Annotated in this window: 21 protein-coding genes and 2 pseudogenes; 11 read left to right on the top strand and 12 right to left on the bottom strand. The window is 72.6% G+C overall.

Features of this window, described 5'->3' with window-relative positions; all coding sequences use genetic code 11:
- Positions 1–114: 114 nt before the first annotated feature.
- The 3 genes from AC27LF_RS32580 to AC27LF_RS32590 form a co-directional block, all read right to left on the bottom strand.
- Positions 115–747: an AAA family ATPase gene (locus AC27LF_RS32580; protein WP_479659973.1), complete on the bottom strand. Its 633-nt coding sequence runs from the start codon at positions 745–747 to the stop codon at positions 115–117.
- A gap of 31 nt (positions 748–778) precedes the next feature.
- The gene (locus AC27LF_RS32585; protein WP_479659974.1) at positions 779–1,450 is read right to left on the bottom strand and encodes a response regulator transcription factor; all 672 of its coding nucleotides are present in this window, start codon (positions 1,448–1,450) and stop codon (positions 779–781) included.
- Between the two features lie 70 nt (positions 1,451–1,520).
- Positions 1,521–2,726 carry a sensor histidine kinase gene (locus AC27LF_RS32590; RefSeq protein ID WP_479659975.1) on the bottom strand — a complete coding sequence of 402 codons (1,206 nt, stop codon included), beginning with the start codon at positions 2,724–2,726 and terminating at the stop codon, positions 1,521–1,523.
- A 118-nt stretch (positions 2,727–2,844) separates the two neighbouring features.
- Here AC27LF_RS32590 and AC27LF_RS32595 point away from each other — a divergent pair.
- Positions 2,845–3,685 (top strand): annotated as a pseudogene (locus AC27LF_RS32595) (SAM-dependent methyltransferase); the annotation flags it as partial.
- Between the two features lie 686 nt (positions 3,686–4,371).
- Positions 4,372–4,614: pseudogene (locus tag AC27LF_RS32600) on the top strand (SAM-dependent methyltransferase); the annotation flags it as partial.
- Positions 4,615–4,978: 364 nt separating this feature from the next.
- Here the strand turns inward: AC27LF_RS32600 and AC27LF_RS32605 are convergent.
- Positions 4,979–6,130, bottom strand: a complete 1,152-nt coding sequence (locus AC27LF_RS32605) for an NADH-quinone oxidoreductase subunit D (protein WP_479659976.1) — start codon at positions 6,128–6,130, stop codon at positions 4,979–4,981.
- Positions 6,131–6,161: 31 nt separating this feature from the next.
- Between AC27LF_RS32605 and AC27LF_RS32610 the strand changes: the two genes are divergently transcribed.
- Together AC27LF_RS32610 and AC27LF_RS32615 are read left to right on the top strand one after the other, a co-directional pair.
- Complete coding sequence (locus AC27LF_RS32610; RefSeq protein ID WP_479659977.1) at positions 6,162–6,746, top strand: PH domain-containing protein; 585 nt, start codon at positions 6,162–6,164, stop codon at positions 6,744–6,746.
- Positions 6,743–8,071, top strand: coding sequence for a PH domain-containing protein (locus tag AC27LF_RS32615; protein WP_479659978.1), 1,329 nt, complete (start codon positions 6,743–6,745; stop codon positions 8,069–8,071). The genes AC27LF_RS32610 and AC27LF_RS32615 overlap by 4 nt, the downstream gene beginning before the upstream one ends.
- Positions 8,072–8,665: 594 nt before the next feature.
- Here the strand turns inward: AC27LF_RS32615 and AC27LF_RS32620 are convergent.
- Positions 8,666–10,150, bottom strand: a complete 1,485-nt coding sequence (locus AC27LF_RS32620) for a hypothetical protein (RefSeq protein WP_479659979.1) — start codon at positions 10,148–10,150, stop codon at positions 8,666–8,668.
- Between the two features lie 130 nt (positions 10,151–10,280).
- Positions 10,281–11,399 (bottom strand): alpha/beta hydrolase, encoded by a 1,119-nt coding sequence (locus tag AC27LF_RS32625; protein WP_479659980.1) that lies wholly within the window; start codon positions 11,397–11,399, stop codon positions 10,281–10,283.
- A 231-nt stretch (positions 11,400–11,630) separates the two neighbouring features.
- Here AC27LF_RS32625 and AC27LF_RS32630 point away from each other — a divergent pair, with 231 nt between their 5' ends.
- The 6 genes from AC27LF_RS32630 (at position 11,631) to AC27LF_RS32655 (ending at position 16,831) form a co-directional block, all read left to right on the top strand.
- Positions 11,631–13,496, top strand: coding sequence for a phosphatidylglycerol lysyltransferase domain-containing protein (locus AC27LF_RS32630; RefSeq protein ID WP_479659981.1), 1,866 nt, complete (start codon positions 11,631–11,633; stop codon positions 13,494–13,496).
- A gap of 120 nt (positions 13,497–13,616) precedes the next feature.
- Entirely contained in the window at positions 13,617–14,543 is a 927-nt protein-coding gene (gene folP / locus AC27LF_RS32635) for a dihydropteroate synthase (protein ID WP_479659982.1), read from the top strand.
- Positions 14,540–15,043: a nuclear transport factor 2 family protein gene (locus AC27LF_RS32640; protein ID WP_479659983.1), complete on the top strand. Its 504-nt coding sequence runs from the start codon at positions 14,540–14,542 to the stop codon at positions 15,041–15,043. Before folP ends, AC27LF_RS32640 begins: the two co-directional genes overlap by 4 nt.
- A gap of 249 nt (positions 15,044–15,292) precedes the next feature.
- The gene (gene folB / locus AC27LF_RS32645) at positions 15,293–15,652 is read left to right on the top strand and encodes a dihydroneopterin aldolase (protein ID WP_479659984.1); all 360 of its coding nucleotides are present in this window, start codon (positions 15,293–15,295) and stop codon (positions 15,650–15,652) included.
- Complete coding sequence (folK, locus tag AC27LF_RS32650; RefSeq protein ID WP_404031418.1) at positions 15,649–16,260, top strand: 2-amino-4-hydroxy-6-hydroxymethyldihydropteridine diphosphokinase; 612 nt, start codon at positions 15,649–15,651, stop codon at positions 16,258–16,260. Before folB ends, folK begins: the two co-directional genes overlap by 4 nt.
- Before the next feature lie 82 nt (positions 16,261–16,342).
- Positions 16,343–16,831 (top strand): DUF3180 domain-containing protein, encoded by a 489-nt coding sequence (locus tag AC27LF_RS32655; RefSeq protein WP_479659985.1) that lies wholly within the window; start codon positions 16,343–16,345, stop codon positions 16,829–16,831.
- Between the two features lie 29 nt (positions 16,832–16,860).
- On the opposite strand, the gene folE is transcribed toward AC27LF_RS32655, so the two are convergent.
- The 6 genes from folE to dacB form a co-directional block, all read right to left on the bottom strand.
- Positions 16,861–17,466: a GTP cyclohydrolase I FolE gene (gene folE / locus AC27LF_RS32660; RefSeq protein ID WP_479659986.1), complete on the bottom strand. Its 606-nt coding sequence runs from the start codon at positions 17,464–17,466 to the stop codon at positions 16,861–16,863.
- Between the two features lie 152 nt (positions 17,467–17,618).
- Positions 17,619–19,658: an ATP-dependent zinc metalloprotease FtsH gene (gene ftsH / locus AC27LF_RS32665; RefSeq protein ID WP_479660017.1), complete on the bottom strand. Its 2,040-nt coding sequence runs from the start codon at positions 19,656–19,658 to the stop codon at positions 17,619–17,621.
- A 186-nt stretch (positions 19,659–19,844) separates the two neighbouring features.
- A complete protein-coding gene (hpt, locus tag AC27LF_RS32670; protein ID WP_351736104.1) occupies positions 19,845–20,405 on the bottom strand; it encodes a hypoxanthine phosphoribosyltransferase in 561 nt (186 codons plus the stop codon).
- A gap of 65 nt (positions 20,406–20,470) precedes the next feature.
- Entirely contained in the window at positions 20,471–21,538 is a 1,068-nt protein-coding gene (gene tilS / locus AC27LF_RS32675; protein ID WP_479659987.1) for a tRNA lysidine(34) synthetase TilS, read from the bottom strand.
- A 193-nt stretch (positions 21,539–21,731) separates the two neighbouring features.
- Complete coding sequence (locus AC27LF_RS32680; protein ID WP_479659988.1) at positions 21,732–22,865, bottom strand: zinc-dependent metalloprotease; 1,134 nt, start codon at positions 22,863–22,865, stop codon at positions 21,732–21,734.
- 340 nt (positions 22,866–23,205) lie between these two features.
- Positions 23,206–24,834, bottom strand: a complete 1,629-nt coding sequence (dacB, locus tag AC27LF_RS32685) for a D-alanyl-D-alanine carboxypeptidase/D-alanyl-D-alanine endopeptidase (RefSeq protein ID WP_479659989.1) — start codon at positions 24,832–24,834, stop codon at positions 23,206–23,208.
- A gap of 85 nt (positions 24,835–24,919) precedes the next feature.
- Here dacB and AC27LF_RS32690 point away from each other — a divergent pair, with 85 nt between their 5' ends.
- Positions 24,920–25,411: an inorganic diphosphatase gene (locus AC27LF_RS32690; RefSeq protein ID WP_189303680.1), complete on the top strand. Its 492-nt coding sequence runs from the start codon at positions 24,920–24,922 to the stop codon at positions 25,409–25,411.
- Positions 25,412–25,485 lie beyond the last annotated feature (74 nt).

The following is a 25,485-nucleotide window of genomic DNA, read 5'->3' on the forward strand; positions in this document are numbered from 1 at the left end:
GGGCCGTGATGCGCGGTCAGTCGGCTGCGGCAGCATCGTGGCTGGTCGCGCTCGCGCGGCGGAGCCGCATATCGGTACAGCCCCGCGCCCCTTCGGGGCGCTGCCGGACCGTGATCAGTCGAGGCGGATGTGCCGCAGCCCCACGCCGACCTGTCTGATCCGCGTGCGCAGCGCGCCCTCGGTGTTGGGCAGCAGCGTCAGCCCGGCCAGCACCGCGATCCGGTCCGCCGTCTTGGGCACGGTCGAGTGGTCGGTCCACAGATGCTCGGCGAACTCCGGCTCGCGCAGCCGCTCCAGGCAGTGGTCGAGCTGCTGGACGGCCCAGCTCTCCCCGCGCGGAACCGTCTTCTTGCCGCCGGGGAGCCGCAGCAGATGTCCGAGGCCCCGCTCGCGCAGCCGCCGCAGCACCGTCTCGCGCTCGGCGAGCAGCGTGAAGTGCTGGACGTCGTGGCCGAGTTCACGCAGCCGGCCGACGGTCTCGGCGAAGTGGCTGGGGTCGGTGACCGTCATGGGCGCGATCACCACGCCGTCGTGCTTGGCCAGGGCGAGATCGAGCACTTCGACCACGCCCTGCCGCCAGGAGGCCAAGTCCTGGAAATCTCCGCGCAGTTCGGGCGGGAGCATGCGCCGCAGCCCGAAGCCGGGGTGCTCGGGGTCGCAGATCACGCTGCCGGGCAGGCGGCGCTGGATCTCGTGCGCGGTCTGTGTCTTGCCGCCCCCGAAGGGGCCGTTGATCCACAGGAGCATGCGCAGACCCTATCGATGCCCCGGCGCGCGGTCAGCCGTGTCCGCCCGCCCGCACCAGACCCGTCTCGTACGCGAGGACCACCACCTGCACCCGGTCCCGCAGCCCCAGCTTGGTCAGGATGCGGCCGACGTGGGTCTTGACCGTCGCCTCGGACAGCACCAGCCGGGCCGCGATCTCACCGTTCGACAGGCCCTGGGCCACCAGCACCATGACCTCGCGCTCGCGGTCCGTGAGCCGGTCCAGCTCCTTGTGCTGCGGCTCCCGGCCGGCGGCGGGCAGCATCGGCGCGAAACGGTCGAGCAGGCGCCGGGTGGTGGAGGGGGCGACGACGGCGTCGCCGCTGTGCACGGAGCGGATGGCGGCCAGCAGTTCGGCGGGCGGCACGTCCTTCAGCATGAAGCCGGAAGCGCCCGCCTTCAGCCCGGAGAAGGCGTACTCGTCCAGGTCGAAGGTGGTCAGGATCAGCACCTTCGGCGGGTCGGGCTCCGAGCAGATGCGGCGGGTGGCCTCCACGCCGTCCAGCTTCGGCATGCGGACGTCCATCAGGACGACGTCGACGGCGGTGGAGCGCAGCACCTGAAGGGCCTCGACGCCGTCACCCGCTTCCGCGACGACCTCCATGTCCGGCTGGGCGGCGAGCACCATCCGGAAACCGGTGCGCAGCAGCACCTGGTCATCGACGAGCATCACGCGGATCGTCATCGGGTCCTCTCTTCGGCTCTGGGGGTCTGCCGCGGGGTGTGACAGGTGTCGGCAGGGGCGTGCGCCGGCGTCAATGCGCTGGTTTGAGCGGCAGCAGGGCACTGATGCGGAATCCTCCGCCCGGACGGGGCCCCGCGTCGAGAGTGCCGCCGACCATGCCGACCCGCTCGCGCATGCCGATCAGGCCGTGGCCCCCGCCGTCGGCGCCGCCTTCCTCGTACAGCTCGTGCGGGGCGCCCTTGCCGTCGTCCTCTACGAGCAGGCCGAGCCCGTCGTCGAAGTAGACGAGGCGCACGCTGGCGCCCGCGTTCGGACCGCCGTGCTTGCGGGTGTTGGTCAGGGCCTCCTGCACGATGCGGTACGCGGTCAGCTCGACGCCGCTGGGCAGCGGGCGCGGGGTGCCCTCGACCTTGAAGTCGACGGGCAGCCCGGAGCTGCGGCACTGCTCGATCAGCTCGTCGATCTGCTCCACGTCGGGCTGCGGGACGTACTCGCCGGCTTCCTTGTGCTCGCCGGTGCGCAGCACGCCGAGCAGGCGGCGCATCTCGGCGAGCGCCTGGCGGCCGGTGGAGGAGATCGTCTCCAGGGCCTTCTTCGCCTGGTCGGGCGCGGCGTCGAGGACGTAGGCGGCGCCGTCCGCCTGCACCACCATCACCGACACGTTGTGCGCGACGACGTCGTGCAACTCGCGCGCGATCCGGGCGCGCTCGGCGGCGACCGCCACCTTGGCCTGCGCCTCGCGTTCCTTCTCCAGGCGGGCGGCCCGCTCCTCCAGCTGGGCGAAGTAGGCGCGGCGCGTGCGCATGGAGTCGCCGAGCACCCAGGCGAGGGCGAACGGCACCGTCTGGAAGACCGCCATCGCGATCTGCCCCGCGAAGCCCGTGTGCTCGGCCGGCCAGCGGATCTGCGCCAGGGTCGCCGCGCACAGGCCGGTGCCCAGGGCGAACCAGGAGGCCCAGCGCGCGCCGGTCGCGGCGACCGTGTAGATGATCACCAGCATGGCGAAGTCGGCGACGGTCGTCTCGACGTCCAGGACGAGCTGGGCCACTCCGGTCGCGGCGGCCACCAGCAGCATCGGCTCCGGCAGCCGGCGGCGCAGCGCGATGACGACACACAGCACGGCGGACACGGCCAGCCCCGAGGCGACCGATCCGTGGTGGCGCGGCGTCCTGTGGACACTGACGACCCCCACGCAGGAGATCCCGAACAGGACGACGGCCCAGAAGGTGTCGACCCACGTCGGGTGTCTGCGAAGGAAGTCGTAGAGGCGCTGCACGTAACCCAGAGTAGGGAAGTGTGATGTGTGCAGGGGTCAACCGGAGGGCCGATCCGCGGCTGACGCACATACTCCGCAAGGTGGAGACCGTGATCATCTGTGCGCCTAGTCTGGTCCGATGACGGACGGGACGACGCGCGGAACCACGGGCGGGTCCGCAGGCGGAACGGGCGGCGCGGAGCGGGGCCTCGCGCCGGGCGTGTGGCGCGGCTGGCGGGCCGCCACCGAGGCCGCGCTGTACGGGCCCGGCGGCTTCTACCGGCGTCCCGAGGGGCCCGCCGGGCACTTCCGTACGTCCGTGCACGCGTCGCCGCTGTTCGCCGCGGCCGTGGCGAGGCTGCTGTGCCGGGTGGACGACGCGCTCGGACGGCCCGGGACGCTGGACTTCGTGGACATGGCAGCGGGGCGGGGTGAACTGGTCACCGGTGTGCTCGCCGCGCTCCCCGAAGAGGTGGCCGCACGCACGCGCGCGTACGCCGTGGAGATCGCCGCCCGCCCGGCGGGGCTCGACGCGCGGATCAGCTGGCTGAGTCAGGCCCCTGCCGGGATCACCGGGCTGCTGTTCGCCAACGAATGGCTGGACAACGTGCCGCTGGACGTCGCCGAGGTGGACCACGCAGGCGTGCCCCGGCTGGTGCTCGTACGGGAGGACGGCGCCGAACGGCTCGGGGAGCCCGTGACGGGGCCAGCGGCTGCATGGCTCGCGCGCTGGTGGCCGCTGCCGCCCGAGGAGGGGCTGCGCGCGGAGATCGGGCTGCCGCGCGACACCGCGTGGGCATCCGCGGTCGCGTGCGTCGAGCGGGGGCTCGCGGTGGCCGTCGACTATGCGCACACGGCGCGCTCACGGCCCCCGTTCGGGACGCTCACCGGATTCCGGGACGGCCGCGAGACGGCCCCCGTGCCGGACGGCTCCTGCGACATCACGGCCCATGTGGCACTGGACGCCTGCGCAGCCCAGGCGGGTGCCTGCGGCGCCACAGCGGCGCGGGGTGCCTCCGCCGCGGAGGGCACATCAGCGGCGCAGGGCGCCCCCTGCACCCGGGACGCCTCAGCGGCGCCGGGTGCGTCGACCGCCGCGCGAGGCGCAGAGGACGCGCCGCGAGTCGAGGGTGGGACGGGAGCCGAAGGTGGGACGGGGACCGATGGGACCCGTAGCTCCGACACGGCGCCGGAAGGCGCGCAGGCCGGTGCGAAGGGCGCGTCAGCGGCGCAGAGTGCCCCCCGCACGCGGGGTGCCTCAGCGGCGCCAGATACGTCGACCACCGCGCCAGGCGCACAGGACGCGCCGGACGCCCAGGGCCCGCCGAAAGCCGAGAGCCCGCTCGGAGCCGAAGGTGGGACGGGAGCCGAAGGGCCCCGTAGCGCCGACACGGCGCCGGAAGGTGCGCAGGCCGGTGCGAAGGGCGCGTCAGCGGCGCAGAGTGCCCCCCGCACGCGGGGTGCCTCAGCGGCGCCAGATACGTCGACCACCGCGCGAGGCGCACAGGACGCGCCGGACGCCCAGGGCCCGCCGAAAGCCGAGAGCCCGCTCGGAGCCGCAGGTGGGACGGGAGCCGAAGGGGCGCGTAGCGTCGGCACGGCGCCGGGAGGTGCGGCAGCAGCGGGCGTGCGTGCCGGGTCTGGCGCCGGTACAGCCTTCCGCGCGGCGCGGGCGCTCCCGGACGCGCGCCTGCTCACACAACGCGATGCGCTGCGCGCCCTCGGCCTCGCCGGCACACGCCCCCCGCTGGCGCTCGCCTCCACGGACCCCCAGGCATACCTCCGCGCCCTCGCGAGCGCCGGCGAGGCCGCGGAACTCACCGCGACCGGCGGCCTGGGCGACTTCGGCTGGCTGCTCCAGCCAGTCGGCATCCCACACCCGCTCCCCCCGGACCCGGCCCCCGCCTGACGCACCCAAGCACCCAAACGCACGCCCGTGCCACCCACAGACCCCGCCCGCGCGACACCCGGGCCACACCCCCGAACCCAACCCACGCCCACCCCGCCCAGGCCACCCGCATGAGTCCCAGCTCGCGCCTGACGCGCCCAGGCCGCTGCCCTCGGACCCCGCCCGCGCCTGACACCCCCGGGCCGCTCTCGTCGGACCCAGCCCATGCGACACGCCCGGGCCGCTCGCCGCAGGCCCAGTCCGCGGCCGGCGTCCCCGGGGCGCGCGCCCGGTGCACGCGCGTGCCGCCCGCAGATCCCGCCCTCGTATGAGGCGCCCCCGGGCCCCCTCCTCGTCCCGGGGACTGGGGGCCGGTACTTGTCGATTACTTGTCGATGTCTCCGACCACGAAGAACATCGAGCCCAGGATCGCCACCATGTCCGCGACCAGCGTGCCCGGGAGCAGTTCGGTGAGCGCCTGGATGTTGTTGTACGAGGCGGAGCGCAGCTTGAGCCGGTACGGGGTCTTCTCCCCCTTGCTCACCAGGTAGTAGCCGTTGATCCCGAGCGGGTTCTCGGTCCACGCGTACGTGTGCCCCTCGGGCGCCTTCAGGACCTTCGGCAGCCGCTGGTTGATCGGGCCGGGCGGCAGCTCCGCGAGCCGGTCGAGGCAGGCGTCGGCCAGCGCCAGGGCGTTGTGCGTCTGCTCCAGCAGGCACTCGAAGCGGGCGAGGCAGTCGCCCTCCTGCCGGGTCACCACCCGCAGGGTGTCCCGCAGCTCCCCGTACGCCAGGTACGGCTCGTCGCGCCGCAGGTCGAAGTCGACGCCGGCCGCCCGGGCGATGGGCCCGCTCACGCCGTACGCGTGCACGATCCGCGGCGTGAGCGTCCCGACGCCGCGGGTGCGGCCGCGGAAGATCTCGTTGCCGAGGACCAGGTCGTCGAAGACGTCCATGCGCGAGCGCACCGCGGCGACGGCGGCACGCGCGCGTGCCGTCCAGCCGGCCGGCAGGTCCTCCTTGAGGCCGCCGACCCGGTTGAACATGTAGTGCATGCGCCCGCCGGAGACCTCCTCCATGACGTTCTGCAGCACCTCCCGCTCCCGGAACGCGTAGAAGACGGGGGTGATGCCGCCCAGCTCCAGCGGGTAGGAGCCCAGGAACATCAGGTGGTTGAGCACCCGGTTCAGCTCGGCGAGCAGCGTGCGCGTCCACACCGCGCGCGTGGGGACCTCCATGCCGAGCATCCGCTCCACGGCGAGCACCACGCCCAGTTCGTTGGAGAACGCCGACAGCCAGTCGTGGCGGTTGGCGAGCATGATGATCTGGCGGTAGTCGCGCGCCTCGAAGAGCTTCTCCGCGCCCCGGTGCATGTAGCCGATCACGGGTTCCGCGCGCACGATGCGCTCGCCGTCCAGCACGAGCCGCAGCCGCAGCACGCCGTGCGTGGAAGGGTGCTGCGGGCCGATGTTGAGCACCATGTCGGTGCTCTCCGCCGCGCCGCCGATCCCGACCGTGGTCTCCGTCGTAGGAGTCATGCGTCCAGTCTCCCCTACGTAGGCTGGCCGTATGGAGACGGGGAGCCCGCGCGAGGCGGGAGCGGAGGGGAGCGCCGAGGGCACGGGGACAGCGGGCGCGACCGGGACAACGGGGATAAAGGTGACAACGGCGACTACCGGGACGGCGGGGTCCGAGCCGGTGTGGACCGGGCTGCCGCCGGGGCTGCTGCGGATGCGGCGGCTGCTGCTGTCGGTGTGGCTGGGCCTGGTCGCCCTCGCCGCGGGCCTGCTGCCCGGCCTGCTCGCCGGGCCGCCCTGGGCCGCGTTCGCGCTGCTGCCGCTCGCCCTGCTGGCATGGGGCTGGGTGATGCTGGGCCGCAACTGGCGCTCATGGCGGTACGCCGAGCGCGCCGACGACCTGCTGATCAGCCGAGGCGTCCTGTGGCGCGAGGAGACCGTCGTGCCCTATGGACGCATGCAGCTCGTGGAGGTGACGTCCGGCCCCGTGGAGCGGCACTTCGGGCTGGCCAGCGTCCAGCTGCACACCGCCGCCGCGGCCACCGACGCCACCATCCCGGGCCTGGATCCGGCCGAGGCGGAACGGCTGCGGGACCGGCTCACCGAGCTGGGCGAGGCCCGATCGGCCGGCCTGTGACCGCGCCGGGCGTCGAGGACGGCGTACGACCGCGGCGGGCCGTGACCGAGCGGCGGCTGCACCCGGTGACGCCGTTCCGGCGGGCGTGGGCGCCGGTCGCCGTGCTCGCCGGATGGGCGATGCACGATCCGAACCAGGCGCAGGAGCAGCTGACCAGGCTGACCACGGCATGGCTGCTGACCGGGCTAGCCGTGCTGGTCCCGGCCGCCGCCCTCTACGGCTTCCTGTCCTGGTGGTTCACCCACTTCTCGGTGACCGACAGCGAACTGCGCATACGCACCGGCCTGTTGTTCCGGCGCACGGCGCACATCCGGCTGGAGCGCATCCAGGCCGTCGACGTGACGCGTCCCCTCCTCGCGCGCGTGGCGGGCGTCGCCAAGCTGCGGATCGATGTCGTCGGGGCCGACAAGAAGGACGAACTCGCCTTCCTGGGAGAGGGCGAGGCGCGCGCCCTGCGCGCGGAACTGCTCGCGCGCGCCGCCGGTTTCGCGCCCGAGACGGCGCATGAGGTCGGCGAGGCGCCGGCGCACGAACTGCTGCGGCTGCCCGCGCGTGACCTCGCGGTCTCCCTGGTGCTGACGGGCGCCACCTGGGGCTCGTTGCTGGCCGCGCTCGTCGTGCCGCCCGTGCTGTGGCTGGCCACCCACAGCGTGTGGACGGTGCTCGCCACCGGGCTGCCGCTGCTCGGCGCGGCGGGCGCGAGCAGCGTGGGACGGTTCGTCGCCGAGTACGACTGGACGGTGGCCGAGTCCCCGGACGGGCTGCGGATCGACCACGGGCTGCTCGACCGCGCGCACGAGACGGTGCCGCCGGGGCGGGTGCAGACGGTGCGGATCGTGGAGCCGCCGCTGTGGCGCCGGCGCGGCTGGGTGCGGGTGGAACTGGAGGTCGCCGGGTCGTCGAACTCCGTGCTGGTGCCGGTCGCCCCGCGCCAGGTCGCCGAATCGGTCATCGCGCGCGTGCTGCCCGGCGTGGTCGTGCCGCGGTCGGTGGAGCGCCCGCCGCGGCGCGCGTGGCGGTGTCTGCCGGTGTGGTGGCGCGGGCACGGCGTCGCGGTCACCGACACGGTGTTCGCCGCCCGGCACGGGCTGCTGCGCCAGAGCCTGTCGCTGGTGCCGCACGCCAAGGTCCAGAGCGTACGGCTCACTCAGGGCCCCTGGGGGCGCTTGTGGCGCCTCGCGAACGTCCATGTGGACACCGGGGCCGACGGAACCGTCACGGCCCGTCTGCGGGACGCCCGGGAGGCGGCGGAACTGCTGCGCGCCCAGGCCGAGCGCTCCCGGACGGGCCGCAGGGACGCCCCACCGGACCGATGGATGACCTGAACCCGCCCGCCGGCCCGGGCGCCGCCCCCACCGGTCGCGGCCCCGCCACCCGTCGAGCCACCGGGACGTCGTACCGGGAACCGGCGAACGCGCCCGGCGGACCGGGAGTGGGCCCGAACACGCCTGGCGGACCGAGAGCCGGCCAACACGCCCCCGGGATCGGGAGTGGGCCTGAACACGCCCGATCGGATCGAGGGTTGGCCCGAACGTGCCCGGCGGATCGGAAGTCGGCGACGCGCCCACCGGCTCAGCAGCCAACCTCAATACGCGTCACCACACCGAGAGTTGACCCGCACACGCCCGACGGAACGGAAGTCGGCCCAAACGCCCCCACCGGCTCAGGAGCCGACCTCAACGCGCCGCACCACACCGAGAGTTGACCCGCCGGATCGGCGGACTGCCCCCACGCCCGCCCGCGCACGCGCCCACAGGCACTGGCCGGCGGCAGGCCCGGACCCGCGCCGCCGCGCGCGACCGCAGGCACCGCCGGGGGTCGCCCAGAGCCGTTGGCGCGGACGGGCCGAGCAGGCCGAGCAGGCCGAGCAGGCCGAGCAGGCCGAGCCAGTTTGCCGGTGGGAGCGCGCTCGGCCGGGGTCAGGAGGCCGCGCTGCGCAGCCCGTGCAGGTCGATGTGTTCCGTCTCGTCGTGCGCCGTCAGGTCGATGACCTCGCCGGCGTCGTCCGCCTTCGTGTCCGCGGACTTGAACCCGCCCTCGGACTCGGCCTTGTGGAGTGCGAGCGCCTCCTGGCCGACCACGTCGGCCAGGTCCTCGTTCTGCACGGCGTCGAAGGGGGCCGACGGAGCGTCCTTCTGGGTGCCGAAGAAGTCGAACCCGCCTTCGACCGCCGGCCGTCGCGCGGGCGCGGCCGGTACGACGGCCACCGCGGTCGGCACGGTGAAGTGCCCCGAGGGCTGCCCCGTGGACTTGGCGGAACCGGTGGGCGCGGGAGTGTTGACGGCGGTCGCGTGCTCGTGCCCGGCGACCGCCTCGGGCTGCCCCTGGTCCTCGTCCTCCGGGACGGATCCCGTGGCGGGCTCCCTGACGTGCTCAGCGTCGCCGCCGCTCGGCCGCGCCTCGGCGGCCTCGGCCTCGTCCGTCACGCGGTCGGCGCGCCTGTTCTCCCCTTTGGGAGCGGACTCTGGGTCCCTCCGCGGCGCCGGTGCCGAGGCGGACGCGGCCTTCAAGACGGCGTCGAGGGCGGAACCGGGCACCGTTTGGGCGGCGGGCTCGGGGGCGTGCTCTGCGGCGGCCTCGGGAGCCTCGGGGGCGGAAGCCTCGTCAGCCGCGGAAGCCCCCTCCGCAGCGGAAGCCTCGTCAGCCGCGGAAACTTCCTCGGCCACAGGCGCCTCGTCGGCCGCGGCAGCCACGTCACCGCCGGCCAAGCGGGACAGCGCCGCCTGGGCCCGCAGGAACATCTGGGACCCCTCGGGCGAGAACGCCCCGGCAGCCGCCCGCTTCCCCTCACCGGCCTCGTTCTTGTCGTCCCCCGCATTCGCCGCGCGCTCCACGGGCTCGTCCGCCGACCGGCCGGCGTCGGACCGGCCGGCCCCGGACGTGACGGCAGCCGCCCGTGCGGGCTCCGGCCGCGCCCCGGCCGGCGCGGACGGCGGCGCGGGCGAGGGCGCGGCCTCGATCTCCAGCAGCCGGCGGCCCTCCAGGGCGGTGGCGCGCTCGGTCTCCGCCGTGGCGTAGCGCCGCAGCAGCGCGGCGTGCTCGTTGCGCAGCCCGGCCAGTTCGGCTCGCTTGGCGCGCAGCCGCTGCTCCAGCTTGACGCGCAGTTCGCGCGACTCCTCCAGGTCGCTCTCCAGTTCCGCGACCCGCTCCTCGTGGCGCCACTCGTCACCGGCACGCGCGCGCGTGAGGTCGGCGACCTGCTTGCCCGCCTGCGCGTCCCAGCGGCGCATCACGGCCGCGCCCACGAACGCGGTCGCCGCGGCGCCCGCGGCGACCAGGCGGAGCACCATCGGATCAGAGGACACCCAGGGGCCCAGCGCGCAGACGAGGGAGACGCCGGCGATCGCCGAGGGCGGCAACAGCCTGTGCAAAGGGGGGGAATGGCGGTGACGTCCACGTGGCATGGCCAGAAACTTACCGCGCGTAGGCGAATGGTGGTGGCCCGCCCCGTAAAAACACAGCCATACCGAAGCCTTCTCGCAACATAGGGAACGTCATCGGCGCACCGCGCCACCGAATTCAGCAAGATCGTTTTCAGTGGTCGGTCAATCTACGGCTCAGCCACTGCAGCGTTCCCGGGATCTCGCGCCGCCAGGTGTTGAAGTTGTGTCCGCCGCTGTCGAGGATGATCGACGAGATCCGGGTCAGGCGCGTGGCCACCACCCGCTTGATGAATTCCCGCGTGGCCTTGTAGTTGGACTCGCCGACCTTGCTGCTGCTGACGAGCAGTGAGGTGTCCGGCGCGGCCTCGTGATCGAGGAACCAGCGCAGATCGGCGCGATTGCGCAGCTCCTTGTCGCCGTGGAAGAGATCACCGGTGGTGGGATCGGTAGGCGCCTTGTAGTACGGGGACAGGCCCGCGCCCGCCGCGTACACATCCGGATGGTGCATTGCGAGCTTCAGGGCGCAGTAACCGCCGGTGGAATCACCGACGATTCCCCAGCTGCCCGGCCTTTTGCCCACCCGGTAGCGGGCGAGCACGGCATCGGGCAGGTCCCGGGCGAAGAACGTCTCGGCGCGCGGGCCGCCCGGGACGTCCACGCACTCCGTGTCGCGCGGCGGCGCCACCGTCGGCCGCAGCATCACCAGGATCATCGGCCGCGCGCGCCCGTCCTTGGCGAGTTGCTGTGCCGTACGCGGGTAGTGCAGCTTGTCCACCAGGGAGCGCGCCGTACCGGGGTAGCCGGTGAGGACGACGACCGCCGGGAACGTACGCGTGCGGTAGCGCGGCTGGAAGTACTCGGGCGGCAGATACACATACGCGGGTGTGGCGATGCGAGTCGTGCGTCCCATGACGTAGACCCGCTGCACCTCCCCGGCCATCTGCGGCAGCGAGCCGCCGACGCCCGGCACGCGCGCGGTGCCGACCACCCGGACCGGGCCCTGGGCGCCGGCGTGGTCGACGACGACGCCCTGGTCGGTCTCCTGGCCGAACAGGTCCGCCCAACTGGCGTAGAAGCCGAACGCCTGGTTGGCGGCGATGCCCAGGGAGGCGAACAGCGCCACCTGGGTGGCCAGCAGGAGGCCGATCCGGCCGCTGACGGCCCGCCAGGTCGTGCGGGCCAGCCGCGGCCACGCCCATACCGTGCCGGCGAACAGGAGGACGGCGAACGCGATCGCCAGCGCCAGCACTTTGTCGCTCGTCAGACCCATGGGTTGTTTCCTGCCTGCGCTTTCCGCCCGCGGCCCGCCGACGCGTTCGTCGCGTGGGCTTGCCCCGGACTTTCCGTGGCCTTTGAACCGGCTTTCCGGTGAGCAATGAACCTCTCCCCCCGAGACACCGTCCTAGAGGGCGCAATGTCGCCGGATGCCCGAATCGGCACCGGGTCGAAGGTCTCTCGCAGAACTACGGGATGCGGTGTGTCTGTCAGGATAGATGGGGATATGTCAGGCAAGGTTCCGAGTCGAGCAAGCGTGGCGCGCCGCATACTCCGCGGCCCGCGCCCCGAGACCGTCCCCGCCCTGACCGGCCGGGCGAGCGCCCTCGTGGGCGTCCTGGACATCGCCGCGGGCGTGTTCCCGCGCTTCCGGCACAGCCGTATGCACGCGCTCGCCGAGGTGCTGCCCGGCGCGCTCGGCCCGTTCGCCGCCGCCCTCTCACTCAGCACCGGGGTGCTGTTGCTGCTCCTCGCGCACGGCCTCAAACGGCGCAAGCGACGGGCGTGGCGGGCCGCGGTAGCCCTGCTGCCGGCCGGTGCGGTCGCCCAGTTCGCGTACCGGCACTCCGTCATCGGGGCGCTCATCTCGCTGGCCCTGCTCGTACCGCTGCTGCGCCACCGCGGCGAGTTCGCGGCCCTGCCCGATCCGCGCAGCAGGTGGCGGGCGCTCGCCAACTTCGTCCTCATGGGCGCCGGTTCGCTCGCCCTCGGACTGGTCATCGTCAGCGTCCACCCGAAGCGCACCATCGGCGACCCGAGCGTGGCCGACCGTCTCACCCACGTCCTGTACGGCCTGTTCGGCATCGAGGGGCCGGTGGACTACCGGGGCAGCACCTCCTGGACGGTCGCCTTCTCGCTCGGCGCCCTCGGCCTGCTCACCGCGGTCACCACCATCTACCTCGCCTTCCGCCCCGAGCACCCGGCCGCGCGGCTGACCGAGGAGGACGAGGCCCGGCTGCGCGCCCTCCTCGCCCAGCACGGCGGGCGCGACTCCCTCGGGCACTTCGCGCTGCGCCGCGACAAGGCGGTCGTGTTCTCTCCCAGCGGCAAGGCGGCCGTCACCTACCGCGTCGTCTCCGGCGTGATGCTCGCCAGCGGCGACCCGATCGGCGACGTCGAGGCATGGCCGGGCGCCATCGAGCGCTTCATGGACGAGGCCAGGGCGCACTCCTGGACGCCCGCCGTGATGGGCTGCTCGGAGACCGGCGGCGAGGTCTGGACCCGGGAGACCGGCCTGGACGCGCTCGAACTCGGCGACGAGGCGGTGGTGGACGTCGCGGATTTCTCGCTCGCCGGACGCGCGATGCGCAACGTCCGGCAGATGGTCAAGCGCATCGAACGAGCCGGTTACGAAACCCGGGTACGGCGCATCCGTGACCTCGGCGAAGGGGAACTCGAACGGATCCGGCGGGCCGCGGAGGACTGGCGCGGCACCGACACCGAGCGCGGCTTCTCCATGGCGCTCGGCCGCATCGGCGACCCCGCCGACGGCGACTGCCTGATCGCCACCGCCCACCGGGTCGACGGGGCGGCGGCCGGCGCCCCGGTCCGTGCCGCCGCGGGCGACGGCCGGGCCGAGGACCAGCCCGGCCCGTACGGCGACCTGAAGGCCGTCCTGCACTTCGTGCCCTGGGGCGACGACGGCGTGTCCCTGGACCTGATGCGCCGCGACCGCTCGGCCGACCCCGGCATGAACGAACTGCTGATCGTCGCCGCGCTCCAGGCGGCGCCGAAGTTCGGCATCACGCGGATCTCGCTCAACTTCGCGATGTTCCGCTCGGCCCTGGCCCGCGGCGAGAAGATCGGCGCGGGCCCGGTGCTGCGCGCCTGGCGCGGGCTGCTGGTCTTCCTCTCGCGCTGGTTCCAGATCGAGTCGCTGTACAAGTTCAACGCCAAGTTCCGGCCCCGCTGGGAGCCGCGGTTCGTCGTCTACCGCGCCTCCGGGGACCTGCCCCGCATCGGCTTCGCCGCCATGCAGGCGGAGGGCTTCGTCACCCTCGCCCTGCCGCTGCCCCGCTTCCTGCGACGCCGCTCGCCCGCCGCCCGCCCGTGCGCCCACGGCCACGCGGAACGCGACATACGAGCCGCCTGACCCGCACCGGCCCCGGCCTCCATGGCCCGGCGACCCGGCGCGTGGTGGGGCCCGCCGGCCCCGGCCGCGTCGCCCGGGCCGACGGGCCGGACCGTCCCGCCCGGGGCCTACGCTGAACGTATGAGCAACCAGAGCGGGCGCGGCCGAGTGGCGGGCCTTCCGGCATGGGACCGCTGCGCGGTCATGGGCGTCGTGAACGTGACCCCGGACTCCTTCTCCGACGGCGGCCGCTACTTCGACACGACCGCCGCCGTCAAACACGGCCTCGACCTGGTCGCGGAGGGCGCCGACCTGATCGACGTCGGCGGCGAGTCCACCCGCCCGGGCGCCACCCGCGTCGACGAGGCCGAGGAGCTGAGGCGCGTCGTCCCGGTCGTGCGCGGCCTCACCGCCGAGGGCGTCACCGTCTCCGTCGACACCATGCGCGCCTCGGTCGCCGAACAGTCCCTCGCGGTCGGCGCCACGCTCGTCAACGACGTCAGCGGCGGGCTCGCCGACCCCGCGATGATCCCGGTGGTGGCCGCGGCGGGCGCGCCCTTCGTCGTCATGCACTGGCGCGGCTTCCTGCACGGCGGCAACGTCCCCGGCGTGTACGGCGACGTCGTCACCGAAGTCGTCGACGAACTGCACGCGCGCGTGGAGGCCGTCCTGGCGGGCGGCATCGCCGCCGACCGCGTCGTCGTCGACCCGGGCCTCGGCTTCTCCAAGGAGGCCGAGCACGACCTCACCCTCCTCGCCCACCTCGACCGCCTGCACACCCTCGGCCACCCGCTGCTCGTCGCGGCCTCCCGCAAGCGGTTCCTCGGCCGGGTGCTGGCCGGCCCGGACGGGGCCCCGCCGCCCGCCCGGGAGCGCGACGCGGCCACGGCCGCCGTCTCCGCACTCGCCGCGCAGGCCGGCGCCTGGGCCGTACGCGTCCACGAAGTGCGCGCCACGGCGGACGCCGTACGGGTGGCGCGCGCCGTGGAACAAGCGCGCACGCCGGCGAACTCGACGCAAAGCGCGCCGGGCGCGCACGGCACGCACGGCGCCGGTGACGCCCGGTGAGCGCCGCCCACACGGACGTCGAACACGTCGAACAGGCCAACGCCGCCTTCTACGAGGCGCTGGAGCGAGGCGACTTCGAAGAGCTGTCCTCGCTCTGGCTCGCCCCGTCCGACCTGGGCGTCGACGAGGAGTACCACGACCCGGCGGACATGGGCGTGGTCTCCTGCGTGCACCCGGGCTGGCCGGTGCTCACCGGCCGCGGCGAGGTCCTGAGGTCGTACGCGCTGATCATGGCGAACACCGACTACATCCAGTTCTTCCTCACGGACGTGCATGTCTCCGTCACCGGCGACACCGCCCTGGTCACCTGCACCGAGAACATCCTCAGCGGCGGTCCCGCCCCCGAGGCCGGCGCGGAGCTCGGCCCCCTGGTCGGGCAGCTCGTCGTCGCCACGAATGTGTTCCGGCGCACATCCGACGGCTGGAAGCTCTGGTCACACCACGCCTCACCGGTTCTGGCCGAAAACGACGAGGACGAGGACGACGCCTCACCGGCCTGAGCGGGTAGGGGCCTGCCAGGGACCGGGAAGTGGCCGGAATCACGAACCGGCTCACGGGGTCGGGCCACCGCCCCGTGAGCCGCCGGGTTCCCCAGGGGAAACGCGCGGTGAAACCTCCCGGTCCCCGGCCGGGTGCACACCCCCGTGGCCCGGTGCTGTCAGTGCCCGCAGGTAGATTCGTGTGAGGCCGGAGTGCCGCCCGCACTCGGTACGGACCGGCCGTCACCGACGATCGCAGGAGTGATTCGCGTGGATTGTGTCGCGTTGCGCGGCCTGAAGGCCCGCGGGCACCACGGTGTGTTCCCCAGGGAACGCGAGGAGGGCCAGACCTTCATCGTGGACCTGGTCCTCGGTTTGGACACCCGGCCGGCCGCCGCCGACGACGACCTGGCGAAGACCGTGCACTACGGCATCGTGGCCGAGGAGGTCGTGGCCGTGGTCGAAGGCGAACCGGTGAACCTGATCGAGACCCTGGCCGAGCGCATCGCCCAGACCTGCCTGAAGCACGAAGGGGTCGAGGAGGTCGAGGTCTGCGTCCACAAACCGGACGCGCCGATCACGGTTCCCTTCGACGACGTGACCGTCACCATCACCCGGAGCCGAGTATGACCGCATTCTTCACGCACGGTCCGAGCGACCCGACCGTACAGCCGGTGCCCGCCTCCGTCGTCGAACAGGTCGACGCCGCCGACACCACCCTGCAGAACCCCAAACGCGCGGTGATCTCCCTCGGCTCCAACCTCGGCAACCGCCTGGAGACCCTTCAGGGCGCCGTCGACGCCCTGGAGGACACCCCGGGCGTCCGCATCAAGGCGGTCTCTCCGGTGTACGAGACCGAGCCATGGGGCGTGCAGCCCGGCAGCCAGCCCTCGTACTTCAACGCGGTCGTGGTGCTGAAGACCACCCTCCCGCCGTCCTCCCTGCTGGAGCGGGCGCACGCGGTCGAGGAGGCGTTCCACCGGGTGCGGGACGAGCACTGGGGCCCGCGCACCCTCGACGTGGACATCGTGGCGTACGCCGACATCGTCTCCGACGACCCGCAGCTCACCCTGCCCCATCCGCGCGCCCACGAACGCGCCTTCGTGCTGGCGCCCTGGCACGATCTGGACCCCGACGCCAAGCTGCCCGGCCGCGGCGCCGTCGCCGACCTCCTCGGCGCCGTCACCCGCAGCGGCGTCGCAGCACGCCCGGACCTGGAACTCCGACTGCCCGAGTAGTCGTTAAGGTCGAGACGACCACGGGACGGACACACCGAGGTGGGCCGCCCACGACCACGTCCGGGGGAGCTGAACAAACACCGTGAGAGAGCTGCGGATCAGGGTGCTGGTCGGTGTGTTCGTCGTCGCCGGAGTGCTGTCCTGGGCGGGCGCCCGCCTGTGGAACTCGGTGGGGACGCTGCCCAGCGTGCCGCTGGCCGCCCCCATCGTCCTCGCCCTGATCGCGGCGGTCCTGCTGTCCACGGCGCTGTCGCTGCGCGCCCGGCTCAAGGCCCAGCGGGAACGGCGTCCCGGCGCCAAGGGCGTCGACCCGCTGATGGCCGCCCGCGCGGTCGTCTTCGCCCAGGCCAGCGCCCTGGTCGCCGCCCTCGTCGCCGGGATGTACGGCGGCACGGGCGTCTTCCTCCTGGAGATCCTTGACATCCCCGCCCGCCGCGACCAGGCGTTCTACGCGGGCTTCTGCGTCCTGGCCGGCATCGCCGTCATAGCGGCGGCCCTGTTCCTGGAGCGCGTCTGCAAACTCCCCGAAGACGACGACCACGACAACTCGGGCGCGGAACCGGTGGCCTGACGCGCCCCTCCCCCGTCGGGGAGGGCGGTTCAGCGGGCCAGTATCAGACTCATGGCCTCGGCGCGGGTCGTGGCGTCCCTGAGCTGGCCGCGTACGGCAGACGTCGTCGTCTTGGCGCCGGGCTTGCGGATACCGCGCACGGACATGCACATGTGCTCCGCCTCGATGACGACGATCACGCCCCGGGCCTCAAGGATCCGCACGAGGGAGTCGGCGATCTGCGTGGTGAGTCGTTCCTGCACCTGTAGTCGACGGGCGAACACCTCCACGAGGCGGGCCAGCTTCGACAGACCGGTGATCTTGCCGCTCTCGGCCGGAATGTACCCGACGTGCGCCACGCCGTGGAACGGCAGCAGATGATGCTCGCACAGCGACACGATCTCGATGTCCTTCACCAGGACCATCTCGTCATGGCCCAGGTCGAACGTCGTCGTCAGCACGTCCTCGGGCTCCTGCAACAGCCCCGCCAGCAGTTCGCGGTACGCCCGTGCCACCCGTGCCGGTGTCTCCCTCAGGCCCTCGCGGTCCGGGTCCTCGCCGACCGCGATGAGGAGTTCGCGTACGGCGTTCTCGGCGCGCTTCTCGTCGAACTCGCCGACGGTGCCCTCGCCGTCCAAGGTCACGGGGTCGGTCATGGGGTGCCTCGTTCCTGTCGCTCACATGCGGACATGCGCACATGCCGCGTCCCCCAGGCTAGAACCCTGGGGGACGCGGCATTCATTCCGGGGTCGGTGTGGCCACCGGGACCGGGGACCACACCGCCGGCGGCCATACCGCCGGCGGAGGATCAGCTCTCCGGGCGGTCCTCCGGGGTCGGCTCGGCCACCGGGGCGGACTCCGCCGCCGTCGACTTGGCCGTGCTGATCGCCGGCGTCGCGCCGTTGGCCCCGTTGGTCAGTGCCAGCTCCTTGGGGGAGAGCACCGGCGGCCGGGTGGACGGCGTACGCCGGGAGGAGCCGGTCCAGGCGGGCCGCGGCGGCCGCTTGACGATCGGCGCGAAGATCTCGGCGATCTCCTCCTTGCCCAGCGTCTCCTTCTCCAGGAGGGCCAGCACCAGGTTGTCGAGGACGTCGCGGTTCTCGACCAGGATCTCCCATGCCTCGTTGTGCGCGTTCTCGATGAGCTTCTTGACTTCCTCGTCCACCAGGGCGGCGACCTCTTCCGAGTAGTCGCGCTGGTGGGCCATCTCACGTCCGAGGAACGGCTCGGTGTTGTCGCCGCCGAACTTGATCGCGCCCAGCCGCTCGGTCATGCCGTACTGGGTGACCATCGCGCGGGCGGTGGCGGTGGCCTTCTCGATGTCGTTCGCGGCGCCCGTGGTCGGGTCGTGGAAGACCAGTTCCTCGGCCGCGCGACCGCCCAGCATGTAGGCGAGCTGGTCCAGCATCTCGTTGCGGGTCGTGGAGTACTTGTCCTCGTCCGGGAGCACCATCGTGTAGCCGAGCGCCCGGCCGCGGGACAGGATGGTGATCTTGTGGACCGGGTCGGAGTTCGGGGAGGCCGCCGCGACCAGGGCGTGTCCGCCCTCGTGGTACGCGGTGATCTTCTTCTCCTTGTCCGACATGATCCGGGTCCGCTTCTGCGGGCCCGCGACCACACGGTCGATCGCCTCGTCCAGCATCTGGTTGTCGATCAGCTTCTTGTCGCTGCGGGCCGTGAGCAGCGCCGCCTCGTTCAGCACGTTCGACAGGTCGGCGCCGGTGAAGCCGGGGGTGCGACGGGCGACGGCCGAGAGGTCGACGTCCGGGGCGACCGGCTTGCCCTTCTGGTGGACCTTGAGGATCTCCAGGCGGCCCTGCATGTCCGGGCGGTCGACCGCGATCTGGCGGTCGAAGCGGCCGGGGCGCAGCAGGGCGGGGTCGAGGATGTCCGGACGGTTCGTCGCGGCGATCAGGATCACACCGCCCTTGACGTCGAAGCCGTCCATCTCGACCAGCAGCTGGTTCAGCGTCTGCTCGCGCTCGTCGTGACCGCCGCCGAGTCCGGCGCCGCGGTGCCGGCCGACCGCGTCGATCTCGTCGACGAAGACGATCGCGGGCGCGTTGGCCTTGGCCTGTTCGAACAGGTCACGGACCCGGGAGGCACCGACACCGACGAACATCTCGACGAAGTCGGAACCGGAGATCGAGTAGAAGGGGACCCCGGCCTCGCCGGCCACGGCACGCGCGAGCAGCGTCTTGCCGGTGCCGGGCGGGCCGTAGAGCAGCACGCCCTTGGGGATCTTGGCGCCGACGGCCTGGAACTTGGCCGGCTCCTGAAGGAACTCCTTGATCTCGTGCAGTTCCTCGACCGCCTCGTCCGAGCCCGCCACGTCGGCGAAGGTCGTCTTCGGGGTGTCCTTGGTGATGAGCTTGGCCTTGGACTTCCCGAAGTTCATGACCCGGGAGCCGCCGCCCTGCATCTGGTTCATCAGGAACAGGAAGACGACCACGATCAGGACGAAGGGCAGCAGCGAGAGCAGCACGCCCACGAACGGGTTCTGCTTGGACGGCGACACGGTGTAGCCGTCCGGGATCTGCTTGTCCTGGTACTTGGTCTGCAGCGTGCCGGCGATGGCCACGCCCTGGTCGCCGATGTAGCTCGCCTGGATCTTCGAGCTGCCGTCGACCTTCTGGCCGTCCTTCAGCGTGACCTTGACGCTCTGCTCGTCACCGGTGGTGAGCTTGGCCGACTGCACCCGGTTGTCGTTGATCGCTGCCACGACCTGGCCGGTGTCCACCGTCTTGTAGCCGCCGGACGAGCCGACGACCTGCATCAACACGACCACGGCAAGGACGGCCAGCACGATCCACATGACCGGCCCACGGAAGTATCGCTTCACGTCCATCCATACGGAGCGGTGCCGCCCCGTCCCTCCTGCCATAGTGAGTTTGATAAGACAGTTCTTCTGACGGTACCCCAGCATTGTTGCCCGAAGTGGCACGGACGGCTGGCATTCCCGTCTCTGCATGCTCCAACGGCGCGAAACCCGCTGGGGTTCCCGATCGTCTTACGAGACTGGCCGCGGTGGGTCTCAGCCGCCGTAGACGTGAGGCGCGAGCGTACCGACGAACGGGAGATTGCGGTACTTCTCGGCGTAGTCGAGTCCGTAGCCGACGACGAACTCGTTGGGAATGTCAAAGCCGACCCACTCCACGTCGATGGCGACCTTGGCGGCCTCGGGCTTGCGCAGCAGCGTGCACACCTTGAGGGTGGCCGGCTCCCGGGAGCCGAGGTTGGAGATCAGCCAGGACAGGGTCAGACCGGAGTCGATGATGTCCTCGACGACCAGGACGTGCTTGCCCTTGATGTCGGTGTCGAGGTCCTTGAGGATCCGCACGACGCCGGAGGACTGGGTGCCCGCGCCGTAGGAGGACACGGCCATCCAGTCCATGGTGACGGGGGTGGACAGTGCCCGGGCGAGGTCCGCCATGACCATCACGGCGCCCTTGAGGACACCGACGATCAACAGGTCCTTGCCCGCGTACTCCGCGTCGATCTTCGCGGCCAGCTCGGCCAGCTTCGCGTCGATCTCTTCCTTCGTGATGAGCACCTGCTGGAGGTCGGCACCCATGTCTTTCGCGTCCACCCGCATCACTTTCGGTCGTCCCGCAGTTACGGCACCGGCCCGTCCGGTCCCCCCGCGCGGAGGAGTGGGAGTCAGCCTTGCCGGATCACCAGTCTGCCACCCTGGCGCTGGGCGACGACTTTGCCCGGGAGGTTGATGGCTCCCTGGCCGCGCCAGCCCGTGATCAGGCGGTCGACTTCCTCGATGTGGCGGGCGAACAGCGAACCGGCCGGTGCGCCGGCCTCAATGGCGGCATGGCGCAGCACTCGGCGGCGCACGGCGGGCGGCAGGGCGTAGAGCTTGGCGCACTCCAGGACGCCGGTGGCGTCGCGCACGGCGGTCGCGGCCTGGACGGCCCAGGCGTCGAGGGCGTCGGCGTCGTCGCGGGACAGCCGCGCGGTGCGGGCGAGGGCTTCGACGACGCCCTTGCCGAGGGCCTTCTCCAGGGCGGGCAGGCCCTCGTGGCGGAGCCGGGAGCGGGTGTACGCCGGGTCCGCGTTGTGCGGGTCGTCCCAGACCGGCAGTGACTGGACCATGCAGGCCTTGCGGGCGGTCTGCCGGTCGAGCCGGAGGAAGGGACGCCGGTAACGGCCGCCGGCCCCCGAGACCGCGGCCATTCCGGACAGGGAGCGGATGCCGGACCCACGGGCGAGCCCCAGCAGGACGGTTTCTGCCTGGTCGTCACGCGTGTGGCCGAGCAGGATCGCGCAGGCGCCGTGGCGGTCGGCGGCGGCGTCGAGGGCGGCGTAGCGGGCGTCTCGGGCGGCCGCCTCGGGTCCGCCCGCACGGCCGACGCGCACCGCGACGCACTCCACGGGGTCCAGGCCCAGCTCACGCAGCCGCAGCACGACCTCCTCGGCACGGGCGCCGGAGCCGGGCTGGAGGCCGTGGTCGACGGTGACGCCGCCGGCGCGGATGCCGAGTTTGGGTGCTTCGAAGGCGAGGGCGGAGGCGAGTGCCATGGAGTCGGCGCCGCCGGAGCACGCCACGAGTACGAGCGGGGAGGGGGAACGCTCGTGCCCGGCGCCGTGACCGCCGGTGCGCGGACCCGCGCGCCGGGGGGCGGCCTGCGGGGTCGCGGATGTGTGGTCGGTGAGGATGTCGTGGAGGACGCGGCGGACCGCCAGGCGTATCGCCGCGACCGCAGGATGGGGACCCATGTCCGGTTCCCTTCATGAAGTCTTCGGGGGTTGAACCCGAGGTTCGGTCACTCAGAGTGTGTAGATGGTGACAGAAACGGGCCGTTCCCCGAGCATTGCACGCCTACCCCTGGCACACGGTCCCTCGGACGAGTGATTGAAGGGGCGTTCGCCTGCCGTAGGCCGGATTCCATTCACGACGACCGCGTACCGTTCACGACTCCGGCTTGCGATGCACCCGCGCGATCCAGTCCGCCGGTTTGGCGATCTCCGCCTTGGTCGGCAGCGTGTTCGGAGAGGTCCACACCCGGTTGAAGCCGTCCATGCCGACCTGCTCGACGACGGCGCGCACGAAGCGTTCGCCGTCCCGGTACTGCCTGAGTTTGGCATCCAGACCGAGCAGCTTGCGCAGGGCCATGTCCAGCCGGGACGCGCCCTTGGCGCGGCGCTGCTGGAACTTCTCGCGGATCTCGGCGACGGTCGGCACGACGTCCGGGCCGACCCCGTCCATCACGAAGTCGGCGTGCCCCTCCAGCAGGGACATCACGGCGGTGAGCCGGCCCAGGATCTCCCGCTGCGCCGGGGTCTGCACGAGTTCCACGAAGGACCGGCCGCCGTCGTCCTCCTCGGCCTCGGGCCGCCCGCCGGCCAGCGACTGGGCGGCCTCGCGGATGCGCTCCAGGACGGTCATGGGGTCGACGTCGGTCTCCGCGAGGAACGACTGGATCTCGCCCTCCAGGTGGTCGCGCAGCCAGGGCACCGCGGAGAACTGCGTGCGATGGGTCTCCTCGTGCAGGCACACCCACAGCCGGAAGTCGTGCGGCCTGACGTCGAGCTCCCGCTCCACGTGGACGATGTTCGGAGCGACCAGCAGCAGCCGGCCGCCGCCGTTCTCGCCCGCCGGGAGGTCCCGGGTGGCGGGGGCGAACGTCTCGTACTGGCCGAGGACGCGGGAGGCCAGGAAGGACAGCAGCATGCCGAGCTCCACGCCGGTGACCTTGCCGCCGACCGCGCCGAGCACCGCGCCGCCCGGGGTGCCGCCGCGCCGCTCCTGCATCTTGTCGAGCAGCGGTTTGAGTACTTCCCGGAACCCGGCGACGTTCGCACGGACCCAGCCGGGGCGGTCGACGACGAGGACCGGGGTGTCGTGGATGCCGTCGGTGCCCAACCGGGTGAAGCCCCGGACATGCGCCTCCGAGGACTTCGCGTGCCGGCGCAGCTCCGCGACGACGGCCCGGGCCTCGTCGCGGCTCACCTCGGGGCCCGGCCGCACGAGCCGGGTCGCGGTCGCGACCGCGAGATTCCAGTCGACCAACCCAGAAGAAGCGGCACCGCCGATGCTCGTCATGCATCAACGGTACGTGAGCCCCCCGCCTTCAGGCAGTCCAAGCACCCCGAGCCCCAAAGGGCCGCAGGGAACGACGCGACCAGCGCCCCGCAAGGGGCGCGGGGAACTGCGCGAGCAACCACAACGCACCCGCACCCGAAAAACGACCCCAAAGGGGCGCGGGGAACGGCGCGACCAACCACAACGCACCCGACCAACAACGCAGCCGCCCCGAACACCCCACACAAAACACCGCACCCAGACCAGCGCCCCGCAAGGGGCGCGGGGAACGGCGCGACCAACCACAACGCACCCGCACCCAAAAAACGACCCTCCCCGGCCCCACCCAGCGGAGCGACGGTCAGCGGTCCGCCAGCGCCGTGGCGGTGGCGTCCAGCGCCGCCTGGGCCTCGACGGCGTTCGTCGTGCCGGACGCCAGGAAGGCGAAGGCCAGCAGCCGCCCGCCCCGGTCGGCCACGGTGCCGGCCAGCGAGTTGACCCCCGTAAGGGTGCCGGTCTTGGCCCGTACGACACCCGCCGCTCCGTTCGCGTAGCGGTCGCTGAGGGTGCCGGTGAAGCCGGCCACCGGCAGGCCGGTGAGGACCGGACGCAGATCGGGCCGGCCGGGCGCGGCGGCCTTGGCCAGGAGGGCGGTGAGCAGGTTCGCCGTCAGCCGGTCGTCGCGGTTCAGGCCGCTGCCGTCGTGGAAGACCGACCCGGCGGTCGGCAGACCCAGCTTGGTCAGCTGGGCGGCGATGGCCCGGGCGCCGCCGTCGAAGTCGGCCCGCCCGCCGGTGGCGACGGCGGTCTGCCGGGCCAGCGCCTCGGCGATGTCGTTGTCGCTGTCGGTCAGCATGCGTTCGACCAGGGCGGACAGCGGGGGCGAGGCGACGGAGGCGAGCGCGGTGGCGCGGCCGGTGGCCTTGCCGGGGCCGGGGGCCGTCGTCTTGATGCCGGCTTTGCCGAGGAGATCGGCGAAGGTGCGGGCCGCGCCCGCCGCCGGATCGGGCACCCGGGGCGCCGGGCCGCTCGTGGTGGCGTCGGCGCGGCCCTCGTCGGCCATCAGGGCGCTGACCCGGGCGAGATTGTCGTTCACGCCGATGGGGTGCAGGTCGGGGCCCGCGTACAGGCTGGTGTCGTAGGAGAGGGCGACCTCGTGGACGCCGCGGGCGCGCAGCGCCTTCGCCGTGTCGGTGGCGAGGGTGCGCAGACCGGCCCAGCCGCCGGGGTTCTTCCGGGCGGTGAGGGTGGGGTCGCCGCCGCCGACGAGGACGAGTTTCCCGGCGCCGGGTTCCAGGACGGCGCGGGTGGTGAGGCGGTGGTCGGGACCGAGGGCGGAGAGCGCGGCGACCGCGGTGGCGATCTTCGTGGTGGATGCGGGGGTCAGCGCCTTGTCGGCTCCGGTGGCGTACAGCCGTTCGCCGGTCACCGCGTCCACCACCACGGCCGCGTGGGAGCCGCCCAGTGCCGGGGCGTCCAGGAGCGGCCCGAGGACGTCCGCGAGGGGCTTTCCGGTGCCCGCGACTCCCGTGGTGTCGCCGGTGCCCCTGCCGGTGTCCTTGGTGCCCTCGGTGTCCGCGGCGCTCGCGGTGCCGCCGAGAGCGGTCAGCACGGGCGGCGCGCTCGGGGCCGGCCGGGGGCCGCCGGAGGCCGTCCCGGAGCCGTCGCCGTGATCTGCGCCACCTGCCCGCTCCAGGGCGGCGGCCCGGTCCCGCTCGGCCGTACGCTGACCGTTGGCGTCCCAGGGACCGGCGGCGGTCACCACCCCGGCGGCCAGCGCCAGCCCGGCGGTTGCGGCACCCGCGGTGAACTGCCAGGTCCGCGCTGTCCGGGGCCCAGGGATCCGCGTGAGCTGCGGTTTCACGGCCCGTACGAGCCGCGCGACCCGTGGCCGGGCGGTCGCCGCGCCCCCTGCCAGACGTGGTAGTACGGCGTTCACGATCCGCACCACGTGCGGTCTCGCGGCGCGCCACGGCCTCAGCTCTGGCATGACCACCAGCCCCTTTCGCGATCACACACCTGCGTGAGGGACACTTAACCACCAGAACTATGTGCTGATCATGGAGGAGCCACCGGTGGAGTTCGACGTCACGATCGAGATCCCGAAGGGTTCGCGGAACAAGTACGAGGTGGACCACGAGACCGGTCGTATCCGCCTGGACCGTCGTCTCTTCACCTCGACCGCCTACCCGACCGACTACGGCTTCGTCGAGAACACCCTCGGCGAGGACGGCGACCCGTTGGACGCGCTGGTCATCCTGGACGAGCCGACGTTCCCGGGCTGCCTGATCCGCTGCCGGGCGATCGGCATGTTCCGCATGACGGACGAGGCGGGCGGCGACGACAAGCTGCTGTGCGTCCCGGCCACCGACCCGCGGGTGGAGCATCTGCGCGACATCCACCACGTGTCCGAGTTCGACCGCCTGGAGATCCAGCACTTCTTCGAGGTCTACAAGGACCTGGAGCCCGGCAAGTCGGTCGAGGGCGCCAACTGGGTGGGGCGTACGGACGCCGAGGCGGAGATCGAGCGGTCCTACAAGCGCTTCGAGGAGCAGGGCGGTCACTGAGCCCGCTGCCGCACGGACGGGCCGCACGCGCACGCGTGCGGCCCGTCCGTGCGTGTCTGCGCATACTGAGGCTG

It is taken from the genome of Streptomyces diversicolor (genome assembly GCF_057537855.1).

What these genes read in the sequence shown, in the direction of transcription:
- AC27LF_RS32580 (WP_479659973.1), bottom strand. Translation starts at nt 747, where the DNA reads ATGCTCCTGTGGATCAACGGCCCCTTCGGGGGCGGCAAGACACAGACC.
- AC27LF_RS32585 (WP_479659974.1), bottom strand. Translation starts at nt 1,450, where the DNA reads ATGACGATCCGCGTGATGCTCGTCGATGACCAGGTGCTGCTGCGCACC.
- AC27LF_RS32605 (WP_479659976.1), bottom strand. Translation starts at nt 6,130, where the DNA reads ATGACTCCTACGACGGAGACCACGGTCGGGATCGGCGGCGCGGCGGAG.
- AC27LF_RS32610 (WP_479659977.1), top strand. Translation starts at nt 6,162, where the DNA reads ATGGAGACGGGGAGCCCGCGCGAGGCGGGAGCGGAGGGGAGCGCCGAG.
- AC27LF_RS32620 (WP_479659979.1), bottom strand. Translation starts at nt 10,150, where the DNA reads ATGCCACGTGGACGTCACCGCCATTCCCCCCCTTTGCACAGGCTGTTG.
- AC27LF_RS32625 (WP_479659980.1), bottom strand. Translation starts at nt 11,399, where the DNA reads ATGGGTCTGACGAGCGACAAAGTGCTGGCGCTGGCGATCGCGTTCGCC.
- AC27LF_RS32630 (WP_479659981.1), top strand. Translation starts at nt 11,631, where the DNA reads ATGTCAGGCAAGGTTCCGAGTCGAGCAAGCGTGGCGCGCCGCATACTC.
- folP (WP_479659982.1), top strand. Translation starts at nt 13,617, where the DNA reads ATGAGCAACCAGAGCGGGCGCGGCCGAGTGGCGGGCCTTCCGGCATGG.
- folK (WP_404031418.1), top strand. Translation starts at nt 15,649, where the DNA reads ATGACCGCATTCTTCACGCACGGTCCGAGCGACCCGACCGTACAGCCG.
- folE (WP_479659986.1), bottom strand. Translation starts at nt 17,466, where the DNA reads ATGACCGACCCCGTGACCTTGGACGGCGAGGGCACCGTCGGCGAGTTC.
- ftsH (WP_479660017.1), bottom strand. Translation starts at nt 19,658, where the DNA reads ATGGACGTGAAGCGATACTTCCGTGGGCCGGTCATGTGGATCGTGCTG.
- hpt (WP_351736104.1), bottom strand. Translation starts at nt 20,405, where the DNA reads ATGCGGGTGGACGCGAAAGACATGGGTGCCGACCTCCAGCAGGTGCTC.
- tilS (WP_479659987.1), bottom strand. Translation starts at nt 21,538, where the DNA reads ATGGGTCCCCATCCTGCGGTCGCGGCGATACGCCTGGCGGTCCGCCGC.
- AC27LF_RS32680 (WP_479659988.1), bottom strand. Translation starts at nt 22,865, where the DNA reads ATGACGAGCATCGGCGGTGCCGCTTCTTCTGGGTTGGTCGACTGGAAT.
- dacB (WP_479659989.1), bottom strand. Translation starts at nt 24,834, where the DNA reads ATGCCAGAGCTGAGGCCGTGGCGCGCCGCGAGACCGCACGTGGTGCGG.